The 16,229-nt window shown below is 38.2% G+C and carries 10 protein-coding genes and 1 pseudogene; 8 read left to right on the plus strand and 3 right to left on the minus strand.

What is annotated here, in order from left to right; translation table 11 throughout:
* Nucleotides 1–726: 726 nt before the first annotated feature.
* From ACM0OX_RS11590 to ACM0OX_RS11625, 8 genes are all read left to right on the plus strand, one after another.
* The gene (locus ACM0OX_RS11590; RefSeq protein WP_414515000.1) at nucleotides 727–1,170 is read left to right on the plus strand and encodes a DUF3110 domain-containing protein; all 444 of its coding nucleotides are present in this window, start codon (nucleotides 727–729) and stop codon (nucleotides 1,168–1,170) included.
* 140 nt (nucleotides 1,171–1,310) lie between these two features.
* Entirely contained in the window at nucleotides 1,311–2,237 is a 927-nt protein-coding gene (murQ, locus tag ACM0OX_RS11595; RefSeq protein WP_414515001.1) for an N-acetylmuramic acid 6-phosphate etherase, read from the plus strand.
* 614 nt (nucleotides 2,238–2,851) lie between these two features.
* Nucleotides 2,852–4,051: a response regulator gene (locus tag ACM0OX_RS11600; RefSeq protein WP_414515002.1), complete on the plus strand. Its 1,200-nt coding sequence runs from the start codon at nucleotides 2,852–2,854 to the stop codon at nucleotides 4,049–4,051.
* Between the two features lie 486 nt (nucleotides 4,052–4,537).
* Nucleotides 4,538–4,900, plus strand: coding sequence for a response regulator transcription factor (locus tag ACM0OX_RS11605; RefSeq protein WP_414515003.1), 363 nt, complete (start codon nucleotides 4,538–4,540; stop codon nucleotides 4,898–4,900).
* Between the two features lie 122 nt (nucleotides 4,901–5,022).
* Nucleotides 5,023–5,496 (plus strand): chemotaxis protein CheW, encoded by a 474-nt coding sequence (locus tag ACM0OX_RS11610; RefSeq protein ID WP_414515004.1) that lies wholly within the window; start codon nucleotides 5,023–5,025, stop codon nucleotides 5,494–5,496.
* Nucleotides 5,497–5,621: 125 nt separating this feature from the next.
* Nucleotides 5,622–8,930 (plus strand): GAF domain-containing protein, encoded by a 3,309-nt coding sequence (locus ACM0OX_RS11615; protein WP_414515005.1) that lies wholly within the window; start codon nucleotides 5,622–5,624, stop codon nucleotides 8,928–8,930.
* A 134-nt stretch (nucleotides 8,931–9,064) separates the two neighbouring features.
* Nucleotides 9,065–9,334: a four helix bundle protein gene (locus tag ACM0OX_RS11620; protein WP_414515006.1), complete on the plus strand. Its 270-nt coding sequence runs from the start codon at nucleotides 9,065–9,067 to the stop codon at nucleotides 9,332–9,334.
* Nucleotides 9,335–9,468: 134 nt separating this feature from the next.
* The gene (locus ACM0OX_RS11625; protein ID WP_414515007.1) at nucleotides 9,469–13,089 is read left to right on the plus strand and encodes a response regulator; all 3,621 of its coding nucleotides are present in this window, start codon (nucleotides 9,469–9,471) and stop codon (nucleotides 13,087–13,089) included.
* Between the two features lie 85 nt (nucleotides 13,090–13,174).
* Here the strand turns inward: ACM0OX_RS11625 and ACM0OX_RS11630 are convergent.
* The 3 genes and pseudogenes from ACM0OX_RS11630 to ACM0OX_RS11640 form a co-directional block, all read right to left on the minus strand.
* Nucleotides 13,175–13,903 (minus strand): annotated as a pseudogene (locus ACM0OX_RS11630) (Uma2 family endonuclease).
* Between the two features lie 54 nt (nucleotides 13,904–13,957).
* Nucleotides 13,958–14,851, minus strand: coding sequence for an ABC transporter permease (locus ACM0OX_RS11635; RefSeq protein WP_414515049.1), 894 nt, complete (start codon nucleotides 14,849–14,851; stop codon nucleotides 13,958–13,960).
* Between the two features lie 28 nt (nucleotides 14,852–14,879).
* Entirely contained in the window at nucleotides 14,880–15,965 is a 1,086-nt protein-coding gene (locus ACM0OX_RS11640) for an ABC transporter substrate-binding protein (RefSeq protein WP_414515008.1), read from the minus strand.
* Between the last annotated feature and the right edge of the window lie 264 nt (nucleotides 15,966–16,229).

The following is a 16,229-nucleotide window of genomic DNA, read 5'->3' on the forward strand; positions in this document are numbered from 1 at the left end:
AAAGACGTTCACTTCATCCGCCTCAATCATGGGAACAGCAAAAGCTTCTCAATCTCTACATAGCTAAACAAAAGCTAGAAGAGGTGATGTACTTGTTGGGGGAATAGATAACTCAAAAGCTTAGTTAATAGCAAGGACTCTAGACAATACTTGTCGGTTAAGGGGAAAAGGGTAAAGGGGAAAGGGGAAAGAAAAAACCTTTACCCTTTAACCTTTTCCCCAAACCCAATGCCGAGTTAAAAATACTTAACCGAGCAGTATTGGGACTCTAGATAGAGTCCTTTTTTTGTGCATATTTTGGAAATACTTAGAGTACTACTTGGAGTTTTCAGGAGATAACAGACATATAGATATAAAAATAATATTTTTGTACTAGTTTTATACTCATTCTCAATAGCAAGCGATAATGACTCTCACGATACTTTAATTAATGCCAGAAATGCCCTATAACCGGTTAGTGATAAGGGAATGATGAAAACCTATCAGCAAGCGAGAATAGAGGGCATAGCGTCAAAAATAGCTGTAATCTTTGTGTGGTAATGTGTGAGATAGACTCAGAGTACTAGTTAGAGAAATAAAGGAATAATAGGTATATGAATATTATTAAGAGAAAATTACTAGAGTAAAAATCAGGTAAGTAGTAGTTCAAATGTACTAAAAAAGGTTAGGTACTAGAAAATTAATAGAAGATAGTAAAATACAACCTGAAAGTATTGGTTTAACATTATGATTACGCCTATGCGTGTTTTTGTGTTAATTTTTAATGCTCGAACGGAAAATGAGGGGATTCACACGATTCGCGAAGGCGATGCCTACGGCAAGCTACGCAATAAAATTCTGATGTTCGAGTCAGAAGACGATGCGACACGCTTTGCCCTGATGTTAGAAGCTCAGGATTTCCCTGCACCCACACCGGAGCCGATGGATGCTGAAGAAATCAAGGAATTTTGCGAAAGTGCTGGATATGGATGGGAAATCATCCCAGAAAACAGCAATTTAGTTGTAACTCCCCCAGAACTTAACGTCGAAAAAACTGACTGGCAAGAAGATGCCCAGAAGGAGGATACTGTTGAAGACACTTTCCCTCTCAATCAACAGCCGCTAGAAGAACCAGAATTGTCTGATTCTGAATTAGAGAAGATGCGTCGCAAATTGGAAGGGTTGTTGTAAGTAGTCATTAGTCATTAGTCATTAGTCACTTGTACTGAGCGTAATCGAAGTATTGGTCATTGGTCACTGGTCGCTAACTGACAAATGACAAATGACAACGGACAAATGACAACGGACAAATGACAAAGGACAAATGATAAATGACAAATTTGCAAGAACGCGGGCATCTTTTAACTGAGCTGGTAAACCCTAATAGTCTGAACTTAGACCAGCTCAGTTCTCTGGAATTGGTGGAGTTGTTTAATGACGAAGACCAAAAGGCTGTTGCAGCAGTTGCAGCGGCGAGAATTCAGTTGGCAGAGGCAATTGAACGCACCGCAGAGCGTTTGCGCCACGGAGGACGCTTATTTTATATCGGTGCGGGTACAAGTGGCAGATTAGGGGTTTTAGATGCTGCGGAGTGTCCACCTACTTTTTGTACACCTCCAGAGTTGGTACAGGGGATTATTGCTGGTGGTGCTGGCGCACTAGTACGTAGTTCTGAAGATTTAGAAGACAGCATTGAAGATGGCGAGGCGGCGATCGCAGGGCGGCACGTTACCCAATTAGATGTCGTAGTTGGCATTACCGCTGGCGGCACAACGCCTTATGTCCACGGTGCGCTTCATGCTGCTCGTCAGCGAGGAGCTACAACTATTTTTATCGCCTGCGTTCCTGCTGAACAAGTTAGCTTTGATGCCGATATTGACATTCGCCTATTAACAGGGCCAGAAATAATCGCCGGCTCAACTCGCCTGAAAGCTGGTACAGCCACTAAATTAGCTTTAAATATCCTTTCTAGCGGCGTGATGGTTAAGCTAGGCAAAGTTTATGGCAATCGCATGGTCGATGTAGCAGTAACAAATCAAAAATTACGCGATCGCGCTTTGCGAATTTTGCAAGACCTCACAGGTTTAAGTCGGGAAACTGCTGGTTTTTTACTAGAACGTAGTGGTAAATGGGTTAAGCTGGCGCTATTGATGCACTGGACTGGTTTGGAAAAAGACGAAGGCGATCGGCTACTTTCAGAACACCAAAGTAATCTCAGGGCAGCTGTTGTCAGCTATCAAAACCATAAGCAACCTTGAAGAAATTTTCTAAATAAATACTTTATAATCTGGCTGTTACTTGTTTTAGTAGCACGCCTTTTTTTTTATATTCCCTAGAAAAGCTGATATTAATTAGCAGAATTAAGAATAGTAAAGTTAAATAAATATTGTTAACCTATATTGTGAATGTGAATAACTCAAGCAAGTCTCTTTGGAGACTGCTAATCTTTTTTAAACAAAAATTCAGAACTTATACGGATATGATTCGGTATGAAAATTCTTAAAATGATATATTAATACACCATGATGTCGACTATGGCAACCTACTTTAGTCATAAATATTAGCAGAAAAGTAAACTCTGCCAATAAAGACTTTATGCTAGATAAATTCTTTACTAGCAATAGTTTTGCTATCTTAACATCTGCCTTGCTTTTAATAATCTTGATTTAGACTGCTATATATCAAATGCATTTGCACTTATTCACATATCTGCCGATCTTCATATAGCTAGAACACTGTCACAAAAGTGTTGCCTATCTTTAACAAGTGACTTCAGAAATTTGTCTGGTTAATTGAGGTGGTAGGTGGATTTACGCCGTGCTCTATTAGTATCGGTTTTTAATGGCTAGCTTTTTAATAAAAGGAACAAACTATGCCTCATCAAGAACTTATTTCAAATAATCTAGTAAATGAATTTAAAACTTGTACTCAGTTGCAATACAATGGCAAATTAAATATTAAGAGTTCAAAGGGCAGCCAATGGACTTTTTACTATCGATTGGGACGGATAGTTTGGGCAACAGGAGGAACTCATCCCTTCCGACGTTGGCGTAGACATATAGCCCAGAATTGTCCCCAGATTGATGTTGATAAGTTGCAGTTACGTGGGCAAGACCTATCAATTGATTACTGGGACTATAAACTGATAGAAGTATTTTATAAAAAACAGAAAATTCAGAGAGAACAGATTCAATCTATTGCGGAAAATACGATAGCAGAACTATTATTTGACCTAGCTTTGCAAGGAAACTTTGCTTCTCTAACTTGCAATCGCAACCAAGAAGTTATCTTAGAAACCCCAATGAGCTTCACGAGTGCAGAAATGTCTGTAAAGCACATGCAAGACTCATGGAAAATTTGGTCAGAAGCAGGTTTAGCAAATTTTTCTCCTGACTTAGCACCAATTCTACGGCGACCAGAACAACTTGAGCAGATGGTAAGTCCATCTGTCTACAAAAACTTTGTAAATTTAATCAATGGCAAATTCACTCTGCGGGATTTAGCCATGAAAATGAAGCAGAGTGTACTACCACTCACCCGTTCCTTGCTTCCTTATATCCTTAAAGGAATCATTGAATTGGTAGAAGTACCTGACTTGCCTTTAGGAATTACTGAAGTCAACAATAACTCTACCACCACACAAGCCAAGAAGCGGATTGCTCCACTAGTGGCTTGCGTCGATGATAGCCCTCAAGTATGTAAAATGGTAGAGGATATTGTCACTTCCAATGGATTTAGGTTTGTCAAAATTCAAGATGCTGTACAAGCTCTACCAACTCTGATTCAGGATAAACCAGACCTGATTTTTTTGGATTTGATTATGCCAGTTGCTAGTGGTTACGAAATTTGTACTCAGTTACGAAGAATATCTACATTTTCCAACACACCAATAATTATATTAACAGGCAGTGATGGTCTTTTAGATAGAGTTCGTGCCAAAGTAGTTGGTTCTACAGATTTTCTCACTAAACCTGTAATAGCTGATAAGGTAATGAGTATAGTACGTAAATATTTACCTACACAGAGCGTATCCAATGAAAAGAGTAAATCTAATTTAGAGGTTTGTAATTAGGGAAAGTTAGAGGCAATTTTTGGTTCTGAATTATTCCTCAAATTTTGTAGAATTTTCCACCTCAGTAAAAATTAAATTATTGAGGTTAAACAATTTCAAATTAACCTTTATTATTCAAATCATGTATTTGCGATTTTTAGATATATTCTCACCTTTAAATTCTTTTGCTATCAGTCATTTTTACATTTTGAATCTTCAATCCAAAATGTAAAATCTAAAATTAGGTTATCAACCTATTTTATATTCAAAAAACTTATATTAAGTTATGTTTATTAAGTACTTTCTCTGAGGTTGATAAATAAAGATTGAATCAAAATTAGACAAATACAAATTTTTGTATTTATAGCAGTCCTATTTGATTTGTGAATATTGTTTAGGGCAAAGGGGTTAGGGCTAGTCTCTAGTCCCTTCCATGTCTTTTTGAGGAATCATTTAGGATTTGTCTATTTTGTTTACATTTTGAGAAAAAGTTAACGAGTAATTGCCATGAATACTGTTTTAGTTGTTGAAGATGGCTTAACAGATATGGAAATAATCAGCCGTTACTTGCAACAGGCAGGTTATTCTGTGATTAGCGCCACTAGTAGTGAAGAGGCTCAAGACAAAATAGATCAAAATAAGCCGGACTTAATATTTCTCGATGTAATTTTACCGGGTAAAAGTGGCTTTGAAATTTGCCGAGAACTAAAAAATAATCCTGACACTAGCAATATACCTGTAGTTTTTTGCTCTACAAAAAATAGTGATGTAGATAAAATTTGGGGTAATATGTTAGGCGCTGATGGTTATCTATCAAAACCGATCGATCGCGACGAACTAGTGATAATTTTAAAGCGGTTACTTAATTAGTAAAATATCATAAATAAACAAATCCTAGAAGTCACTATTTTTTAGATTAATCTCTCCAAGAATAAACAATAACTGCAAATAGTGTCTAAAGATAAATAATCAAGGACAAAGGATTGATAGCTTTGGAAACCCAGGAAAAGTTTTTAAGTTTTAATTTGGGAGTAACTGATACAGCCGTAATTTCTTTACAACACATCGCAGAAGTTTTGCAAGTATCGTTACCAGAAATATGTGGCGTTCCTCAGATGCCAAGTAGTGTCTTTGGTATTTATAATTGGCGCGGTGAGATGCTTTGGTTAGTCGATTTAGAGGCAATGTTAGGTTATCCTCCAATTTCCCAAGGGTCAAATTTAGTTTCAAAAATGATGGCAATTGTTCTAGAAAATAAAGGTAAGTATTTGGGACTATTGGTGCGACAACTTATAGATATTGAATGGCTGGATACTAAAGAAATGAAACCCGCAAGTGCTGAATTATTTTATCCGAAAATATCATCTTTTTTACAGGGATACTTTATTAATGATTCGGAGGAGATAATTTTTAATTTGGATGCCACAACTATTATGCAATCTCCAGCATGGGGAATTCATAATTGAATATTTAGTAAGGTGCGATTAGGTAGATTTTTTTGAAAACTTCTAATCCTTAATGAGTAAATACCAGATAAATATCGCTTGCCACATATCCAGTTATTACCAATCACAATCTTGAGGTTAATTAAATGACATTTTTGTATAACAATAGCCATGAAAATGAGCATCTAATATCTGAATTAGAAAATCAGAATGGTAACGCTCATATAGCAAATATTGCTAGTAGTGAAATATCTTTATTAAGTGCGATCGCTCTAGAATTTAAAACTTGGCGGCGACAGTTGAAAGACATCGCAACTCACATGCGCCAAGCGCCAGACCTTGATACATTATTGAAAATTACTGTAGCACAAATTAGAGAAAAGATTGGCTGCGATCGCGCCTTAATTTATCAGTTTACTTCGCGGGAATCAGGTAATGTTTTAGCCGAATCGAGAACACTAGGTTGGACACCAACTTTAGGCGAAAATATTCCTGGAATTATTTTTGGTTTATATACCAATCAAGACTATATAGAAGCTGTAGTTATTGACGATATCAATCAGATTCAACTTACCCCTTATCAAAAGCAACTGCTAGATAAATTTCAAATTAAAGCCAGTTTGAGTTTACCGATTGTAGTAGAAGGTAAAGTGTGGGGCTTACTAGTAGTCAATAATTGCTACTCAAAGCGGCAGTGGCAAGAAGTAGAAATTAGCCTACTATCTCAACTGACAACAGAACTAATTTACAAATTACAGAGCTTTGAATTTCAAAAAGAACAGCAACAGCGGCTACTAGCAAAAAAATCGGTAGCTAAAGTCATCGACAAAATTTTGCGGATATCAAATGTCGATAAGCTTTTTCAAACAACCACTCAAGAAGTACGTCAATTACTAAAATGCGATCGCGTCGGTGTCTATCGCTTCAAACCTGACTGGAGTGGCGAGTTTGTCGCTGAGTCAGTGGGTAATGGCTGGATAAAAATGGTCGGCCCTGATTTTTACATGGTCTGGGAAGATAGCCACTTACAAGACACTCAAGGAGGACGTTATGCCAAGGGTGAAAGCTTTGTAGTTAATGACATTTATCAAATGGGCCATTCTCAATGTCATATTGACATTTTAGAGCAGTATGAAATGAAGGCTTACATCATTGCACCCATATTTGCTGGAGAAAAATTATGGGGTTTGTTGGCAGCTTATCAAAATTCTGGGCCTCGTGATTGGCAACCTTGGGAAGAAACCTTTGTAACTCAAATTGGATTGCAATTTGGTGTCGCTATCTCACAAGGGGAATATCTGGAACAAGTGCAAACAAAATCTGACCAACTAGCTCAAATAGTTGAACAAGAGAAGGTTTTCACTAAGATAGTCAACCGCATCCGACAATCTTCAGATGTAGAAAGCGTCTTTAAAACAACTACTCAAGAAGTGCGTCAATCACTACAATGCGATCGCGTCGCTGTCTATCGTTTTAACCCTGATTGGGGTGGTGAATTTGTGGCTGAGTCTGTGAGTAATGGTTGGACAAAACTGGTCGGCCCTGATATCAAAACAGTTTTGGACGATACCTACTTGCAAGAAACTAAGGGAGGTCGGTATGTCAGAGGTGAAAACTTTATCGTTAATAATATCTATGAAGTAGGATTAGCTCCCTGTCATATTGAGATTTTAGAGCAGTTTGAAGCCAAAGCTTACATGATTGTTCCGATATTTTTCGGGGATAAATTGTGGGGATTGCTGGCAGCTTATCAAAACTCTAGCTCCCGTGAATGGCAAAGCTGGGAAGTGAACTTTTTGGTTCAGACTAGCTTGCAATTTAGTTTAGCTAAATCACAGATAGACTATTTAGAATTAGTGCGAGTCAAATCTGAGAAACTAGCTCAGATAGCAGAACAAGAGAAAGCTGTCACCAAAATCAGTAACCGCATCCGCCAATCTTTAGATGTAGAAGAAATCTTCAAAACAACGACTCAAGAAGTCAGGCAATTAATACGATGTGATCGCGTTGCCGTGTATCGTTTCAATCCTAACTGGAGTGGTGAATTTGTCGCAGAGTCAGCAGGTCATCTTTGGGTAAAACTGGTAGGCCCCGATATCAAAACCGTCTGGGAAGATACCCACTTACAAGAAACTCAGGGAGGTCGATATGCCCAAGGCGAAAACTTTGTTGTAAATGATATCTATCAGGTAGGTCATTCACCTTGTCACATTGAAATTTTAGAGCAATTTGAAGCCAAAGCTTATGTAATTGTTCCTGTATTTGCTGGGGAACAATTGTGGGGACTACTGGCAGCTTATCAAAATTCGGGAACTCGTGATTGGGAAGAATTAGAAGTTACTTTGTTAGCACGTATTGGCAGCCAGTTAGGACTGGCATTACAACACACCGAATACTTGCAACAAGTACAAGCGCAGTCAGCAAAATTAGCAGAAGCCGCAACACGGGAAAAGGCAGCTAAGGAGTTACTACAACAACGATCCATTCAACTCTTAAAAGCCCTGAGACCCGCCCTTAACGGCGACTTAACAGTACGCGCACCGATTACAGAAGACGAGCTAGGCACGATCGCTGATGCTTACAATAATACTCTGCAAGCACTGCGGCAAATTGTTGTTCAGGTACAAGGGGCTGCTCAACAAGTTGCCCAAACTTCTAGCAACAGCGAGGCTTCATTAGCGGGACTGACTAATCTGGCACAACAACAATCTGAGGAGATTACCGCAGCCTTAGATGATATTCAACAGATGGTGGACTCTACTCAAGCTGTTGTGGCGAATGCTGAGTTAGTACAACTAGCAGTGCAAAAAGCCAATCAAACTGTAGAGTCTGGCGATACTGCCATGAACCTGACTGTAAAAGCAATCCAAGGAATTCGTGAAACCGTTGCTCAAACCAGCAAAAAGATTAAACGCCTCAGCGAATCTTCGCAAAAAATCTCTAAAGTGGTGAATTTGATTGGTAATTTTGCCACACAGACAAACGTACTCGCTTTGAATGCAGCCATTGAAGCTACTCGTGCCGGTGAATATGGCAAAGGCTTTGCAGTTGTAGCTGATGAAGTCCGTTCTTTATCTCGCCAATCAGCAGCAGCAACCATCGAAATTGAAAAATTAGTTCAGGAGATTCAAGCAGAAACCGGAGAAGTTGCAGTAGCGATGGAAACTGGTATTCAGCAGGTAGTAGAAGGTACAAATCTTGTTAGCGACACTCGCCAAAACTTAAATGCGATCGTTTCTGCAACTGCCGAAATTAGTCAGCTAATCGAGCGAATTACCGCAGCGACTCAAAAACAAATGGCGCAATCTGTAACAGTCACTAAATCAATGCAAGATGTCGCAGAAATTGCCGATAAAACTTTTGCTGAATCTCAAGAAATTGCGACTGTGTTCCAAGATTTATCAGGAATGGCGCAAGAGTTATTAACAACTGCTAGTAAGTTTAAAGTGAAATGAAAAATAGTTAGGAGTTAGGAGTTAGGAGTTATTTGGTCAAAGCATTCATTATATAAATCACCATTTGATTTCAAATAAAAATGCTTTGACCTTAATTACTTATAACTTTTGAGTTAAATATAGGAGAAGAGTAATTGGCAGAAAGTATTATTCAACAGAAGAGTTTTAAATTTGCTTTAGAAATTATTCACCTATATATTAAACTGCAAGATCAACGGGAATATGTGCTTTCTAAGCAATTACTACGAAGTGGGACAAGTATTGGCGCGAATGTTGAAGAGGCTAGCGGTGGTCAGAGTATAAAAGATTTTTTGGCAAAAATGTATATTGCATACAAAGAAGCTAGGGAAACCAAATACTGGCTACGTCTACTTACTACAACAGTCCAAACTAGTAAATATTGATTTAACTAATGAGCTAATCTATGCAGACGAAATCATTCGGATTTTGAGTTCAATAGTCAAGACAACTGAAAAATCAATTGGTCGATCAACTCCTAACTCCTAACTCCTAACTCCCCACTCTCCACTCTCTAATTATGATTACAGATAACGAAATCCGCGAACAAGGGTACATCTATTTTCTGGCTGAAGCCCCGGAATTAGTCCAAATTATTGAACAAGAACTATTTAGCTTATCGGAAGATTATAGCATTACTAAAATTCACAACTTAATGCGGGCTACTCATACACTTAAAGGTGGTGCAGCTAACGTTGGACTGGAATTAATTAAGACAATTTCCCATTTTTTAGAAGATGTATTTAAGGCTTTATACAATCCAAAAGTAGTCGTAGATGCAGAATTACAAACACTGTTATTACAAGCTTACGAGTGTTTGAGTATAGCATTAAATACTGAGCTAATAGGCAGTACTGTTAATGATGAAGAACTGCTTCATCGAGCGACTTCAGTGTTTGCACAGTTGCAAGAAAGTCTGGGTGATGCATTTGGTGCTGAATCTCATATTCCCACTTCTGAAGAATTGGGATTTGATATTGTGCAATCTGTTTTTGAAGTAGGAGTAGAACAACGTCTAAACAGTATTGCTGATGTTATTAACAATCCACCAAATAATGACGAATTTATCGAGTTTTTACACTCTCAAGCTGAAGTATTTCTTGGCTTGGCAGAATCTCTAAATTTACCTGGATTGGGAGAAATTTCCCAAACAATTCTCTCAGCGCTGCAAGCAAATCCTAGCCAGGTACAGCAAATTGCAAAAATTGCCCTTACAGATTTACAACAAGCAAAAAAATTAGTATTAGAAGGCGATCGCACATCTGGTGGAGAACCGTCTTCAGACTTACAAAAACTCACAATAGTGGCAAATAATGAGTTATCTGAAGAATTGCTAAATAATTCATTCACTGACAAATTTATCATCAATTTAGAACAATTTTATCATTTTCTTACTACATCTGATAACAATAAAAACGAATCGGTAAAGCCAACAACTGCCAAGTTCTATTTAAAAGTAATTCGCTACATTTTTGGCTGGTTTAATCACCAGATGCAAATACCAGATGCGGAACTAAATTTAACTTTACTAGTTCCCAGATTAGAAAGAAGAAGTCTGCTGAATTATATCGAAAACTGGTTGAAAGACTTTCTTGATTTTGTTCAAGATGAAGAAGATAGTCAAAGCCTTTGTATTTATCGACGTGGCATGATCTTAATCATTCTATTTGCAGTTGCAAAATTTCAATATTCTCTGAAGCCATCTGATAGCTACCTCTCAGGAATTAAAATATTACAAAACCAAATTCATAAATTAGCAAAAGAATATAAAAGCTATCCTCCTGTTACTAGTGAAGAGAAAAATTGGCTTGATAGTCCCAAGTTACAAAAACTGTTAGTTATTAAAGAGATTGTATCTTCGCAATCAACTGATAACTTACTAGAAGCAATATGGGGAGAAGAAGCAAGGCAGAACCTTACTGTTGAAGTTGTGACAAACCAAGCTGATAATTCTTCAGAAAAGCTTGATTCATTAACTGTCAGCGAGCAGGTAGTTATAGACGTTCCGAAAACAGCTATTGAAGTCATCCCTGATATAGCTACACAAATCAACAAAGAAATAGACGATAAATCAGAGTATGTTCAAACTAAAAACTTTCGTCAACCTTCATTTATTCGGGTAGATACAGAGAGACTGCAACACCTCAATTATTTAGCAGGAGAATTGCTGATTTACCAAAAACGGCGTAGTTTACAAGATGAACAGGTCAAAGAAATAATTGAGCAACTAGTACAGCAACTAACTAGACATCAAACAACTTTAAACGATTTACGCGATCTACCTTTACAAATACAAAATATTACCTCACAACAAACGCAAAGTTTTGCAGTGGATTTTGACTCTCTAGAAATGGATGTATATACAGAATTTCACATGACATTGCATGAAGCAATAGAAGAAACACTGCAACTACAAGAAACCACAGAGTCTCTCGATTTGCTTCTGACACAAGCTACTCAAATTAGCGATCAAAAAGAGAATTTAACTCTTAATATTATAGATAGCTTAGTCGAAGCACGAATGGCGCCTTTAGGCAATATTCTGAATCGTTTCCCTCACATGGTAAATAAATTGGGGAATGTTCATGCCAAACTTGTAGAATTGAAACTTACTGGTAGTGAAGTACTAGTAGATAAAGCGATCGCAGAAAAGCTCTACGATCCCTTGTTACACTTAGTGCGTAATGCTTTTGACCACGGTATTGAAGCTCCGCAAGTTCGCCGAGAGCTTGGTAAACCAGAAGAAGGGTTAATCGAAATCTGCGCTTATCACCAGGGTAGCCAAACTGTTATCGAAGTTCGTGATGATGGTCAAGGATTGAATTTAGACAGAATTCGCAGAAAAGCTGCTGAACTTTATCCCATACAAACTGAAGAAAAAACTAGAAAATATGCTTCTAGTCTGGCTGAACCTGAACTTTTAGATTTGATATTTTCGCCTGGATTTACTACTGCAAATAAAGTAAGTGAAATTTCTGGGCGTGGCATGGGTTTAGATATTGTGCGTACTCAGATGCACGCACTCAACGGCTCGATTTCAGTTCAATCCTTACCCAACCAAGGAACAATATTCATACTCAAAATTCCTTTTTCTATGACTACAGAAAAGTTAATGCTTGTTCAAGCCAAAGGTGTTGTTTATGGTCTGATATTGGACAGCATCGAAAAAATATTGATTCCCTCTGAACAACAGATTAAAGAAATTGAAGGGAAAAAAGTCTTGTATTGGAATATAGACAATGATGAGACTATGGTTAGCCTTCGTCAACTTTCAAAGTTGATTAATTATAATGGTTCATTCATTAATAATGAGACTCCATACAACACTTCAAATATTCACGACCCAAGTGTAGCGAAAAATCCGGTGCTTTTGCTACAGCGAAATCAGGGAAAGGTTGCTTTAGAAGTTGACCAAATAATCGGCGAACAAGAACTGGTAATCAGACCTTTAGGAAATGCGATCGCACCGCCAAAATACATTTATGGTTGTAGTAGTTTAGCTAATGGTAATCTCATCTTAGTAATTGATGCTTTGTTGCTGGTAAAATCTAGCGAAATCCAACAAACAACACTTGATATCAGGGCGCTACCAGTAGCTTCTCCGTCACATAAAAAAGCCTTGCCGATATCAGGACATAATTTTTCATCTACACCATTACTTGCGGCATCGACTTCCACAACAACTATAGAAACCCAATCCAGTTATTCTCAAGAGCCAGATTATAAATCACCAAAAGTTGTTTTAGTAGTAGATGATGCAATTAGCCTCCGGCAAACTCTCTCTTTGACTCTCCAAAAATCTGGCTATCAAGTAATACAAGCTCAAAATGGTGTAGAAGCTCTAGAAAAATTGCAGTTACATCCTGAAATTAAAGTTGTCGTCTCCGATTTAGAGATGCCACGAATGAATGGTTTTGAGTTGTTGAGCAATTTCCGCCAATACACCAATTTAGCAAAAATACCTGTTGTGATTCTTACTTCTCGCAGCGCTGAAAAACATCGCCAGCTTGCCCAAGAATTAGGTGCAAAAGCTTACTTAACCAAGCCTTTTTTAGAGCATGAGTTTATCTCTAAAATAAAAGAATTAATGAACAGTAATGCAGGTGATTTAGATCATTTAATCATAGTGAAAAATAATTAACAATTTTTAATTACGAATTACGTTAGCGAGTCCGCGTTCGCGCAGCGTCTCGTAGAGAGCGTCATTACGAATTACGAATTACGAATTACGAATTATCAGGTAAATTATTTGGATCTACTCCTAAAGAGCGTAAATACTCGGCTAATTGTTCAGCCCTTTGCCGTTCTTGTTCAGCCCGCGATCGCTCTTGTTGTGCCTGTTCTGCATCTGTAAAATAGCGGCTTCCTTGCTCGTCATACCAACATAAAAACTCCTGTTGTATCCCGCCAATTACAGCTTGGTGTCGTCCTATACCTAAACCCACCTCTGGCATTAAATAGGGTTCACCTATTTGTAATTGGTAGTTTCCATCGAGCAACTTATACACTTCCAAGGGTTGATGTTGGTCGCGTCGCCAAAACTCAGGGTTATAAATTACGTAGTACAATACACCGAGTTTTCTATATATATCTAGCTTTTCGTCGTATTCACCTCCTGGAGTATGGGATATCATTTCTAATGTGAATATTGGAACTATGCCATTTTCTTCCCAAACCGCATAACTTTTGCGTGATTTACCACCCTTTTTCCGTTCTACTCCCAGGCTTAAAAAAGCATCTGGGACTACAGGTACTCTAGGATTTACTCCTGTGGTGTGATACACTGCCATATCTACTCCGAAGTACCAATCCATGCGATTTGCCTAAATGGAGTTAAGTAAGAAGAGTAAAATATTGGGCAAAAAGTTTTGATCTTCGTTATCCACTGGGGTATCGTCTGAACAGGGAAGTTCGTCGGTAGTTGGTAACGCATTTTTGAGATCGGGTGAGAGCATAACCGTTGTCTCGCTGGCGTTTGATGCCTTTATTATAAATGAGCCAACAAAAGTTTAGCGTTTGGGCGCAGCTTCCCCAAACTTAATTAAAAGTGCGATCGCAATACTAACTAGCAAAATTAACGTCATACTTAATGCTGAACCGAATCCCCAATTTTGGGTGGCTCCAAGAAACTGGTTATAAACTAACCGCGCCGCCGTCATACTAGAAGCACCACCGAGTAATTCTGGATCGACAAAATCCCCCAAGCCTGTGATAAATACAAGCATGGAAGCAGCCGCAATTCCCGAAAAAATTTGCGGTACGGTTACTTGGAAAAAAGTTTCCACCGGATTTGCACCTAAATCAGCCGCAGCTTCTAGCAATCGCTTATCTAGCTTTTCAAGAGAAGCATATAAAATCAAAACCATATAGGGTAATAAGCTGTAACTCATGCCAATTAATACAGCTTGACTATTGTTGAGTAATTCCCAAGTAGGTAAACCTAAACTGCTGAATAAACTGTTCAATAAACCAGTAGGACGAAGAATTGTAATCCAAGCATAAGAACGGAGTAAGGAAGAAGTCCACAAAGGTAGAACAAAGCCTAATAGCAGCAAATTTCGCCAACGCTGCGGCGCTATTTGAGCAATCCAATAGGCGACAGGGAAGCCCAAAATTAAACAAATTATCGTAGTGCCAAAGGCAAAAAATAGCGATCGCCAAATTACTTGCACGTAAAGGGAGTCAAATATTCTGATGTAGTTTTTGAATCCGTTGGGATTGACCAAATCTCCCGGTCGGATATCTGTAACTAAACTTAACTCGAAAATGATCAAAGATGGCAGCACTAACAAAAGTAATAACCAAATCGCAGATGGTGCAAGCAATACCAAAGGTTGCAGCCAATTTCTGACGGGGTTCTGCAATTTTTCTATTTTAGAAATCTCATTTTTTTCCAAATTAATCACTCCTAACTCCTAACTCCTAACTCAATTAACTGCTAGTTAATTGAGTCCAATAACGATCGTAAACCTCTTCAAATTCTCCTACAGGTGTAACACGTTCACAATTTTTTAACAGTGACTCTGGCGGAAACAAATTAGTATTGTTTTGGATTGTTTTTGGTAATTGCTCAAATCCGGCGCTATTCGGCGTAGAAATATTCAGGCGTTGAGTGATTTTAGCTGCGATTTCTGGTTGCAAAATCATGTTAATCCAAGCGTAAGCTCCAGCTTGGTTGGGGGCTGTTTTGGGAATTACAATAGTGTCTGTCCATAATGAAGAACCACTGCGAGGAATCACATATTTGAGTTTAGGATTTTCTTGAGAGATTTTCACCGCATCTGCCGAATAACACATTGCCAGTAGTAAATCTCCTGCCAGAATTTGATTTTGCCAAGCGTCGGTGTCAAAACGGGCGATCGCAGGTTTTAAAACCTTCAACTTTTCATAAGCTTGTTTGATTTCTTGTTCATTTTTTGAGTTATAAGAATAACCAAGCATTCGTAAGGTTGCACCCATAACTTCTCGAACATCATTGAGCAAAGTCATTCGCTGATTCAGTTGCTCTTGATTTTGCCAAAGGTAATCCCAGTCTTGTGGTGCATCTTTGATTTTTTCGGAATTGTAAAGTAAACCTGTTGTCCCCCAGTTAAAAGGGATACTGTAGCGGTTATTGGGGTCATAACTAGGATTTTGAAACCGGGGAAATAAATTCTCTAGACCGATTAAGCGATCGTGATTTATTTCTGTTAACAAACCTTTGTCTACCATCTTTTGCACCATATAGTCAGATGGGTTGATGATGCTATAAGTGCCACCGCCTCCAGCTTGCAATTTAGCCAGCATGACATCATTGGAATCATACACATCTGCTAGGACTTTTATGCCAGTTTGGCTGCTAAAAGTTTTCAGTAATTGATTGTCAGTATATTGTGTCCAGGTAAATATATAAAGTTGGTCACGCTGACTACTGGTATTAGAATTAGCACGTACTTCAGCCAGCCTCCAGCCACAACCACCTAAAGATAAGCTAGAAAGTGCTGTCACCCCTTTTAAAAATTGGCGTCTGTTAGTCATTAAGTTAATAGTTAATCATCTTTTGTATTGTTACCGATTGATTCTAAATATGCCTTTGATTGGAGTGCCCATAGGTAGTTTCAAGATTAACTTAAGTGTATCTATCTGTGCAACTGTTAATAAGTTACTCCTGTTAGCCAGTGTTAGGCATGGTTTTTAATCAAGCTTGAGTTATAAAAATTAACAAAACGAGCGATCGTCTAGGACTAGCAATCAGTCTGCAAATCTTTGAAGAAACCCACGGCGGAAAATTGAGTTTTAACT

Source organism: Nostoc sp. PCC 9305 (assembly GCF_963920915.1).
GTDB lineage: Bacteria > Cyanobacteriota > Cyanobacteriia > Cyanobacteriales > Nostocaceae > Nostoc.

What these genes read in the sequence shown, in the direction of transcription:
- murQ (WP_414515001.1), top strand. Translation starts at nt 1,311, where the DNA reads ATGACAAATTTGCAAGAACGCGGGCATCTTTTAACTGAGCTGGTAAAC.
- ACM0OX_RS11615 (WP_414515005.1), top strand. Translation starts at nt 5,622, where the DNA reads ATGACATTTTTGTATAACAATAGCCATGAAAATGAGCATCTAATATCT.
- ACM0OX_RS11640 (WP_414515008.1), bottom strand. Translation starts at nt 15,965, where the DNA reads ATGACTAACAGACGCCAATTTTTAAAAGGGGTGACAGCACTTTCTAGC.
- ACM0OX_RS11625 (WP_414515007.1), top strand. Translation starts at nt 9,469, where the DNA reads ATGATTACAGATAACGAAATCCGCGAACAAGGGTACATCTATTTTCTG.
- ACM0OX_RS11590 (WP_414515000.1), top strand. Translation starts at nt 727, where the DNA reads ATGATTACGCCTATGCGTGTTTTTGTGTTAATTTTTAATGCTCGAACG.
- ACM0OX_RS11600 (WP_414515002.1), top strand. Translation starts at nt 2,852, where the DNA reads ATGCCTCATCAAGAACTTATTTCAAATAATCTAGTAAATGAATTTAAA.
- ACM0OX_RS11605 (WP_414515003.1), top strand. Translation starts at nt 4,538, where the DNA reads ATGAATACTGTTTTAGTTGTTGAAGATGGCTTAACAGATATGGAAATA.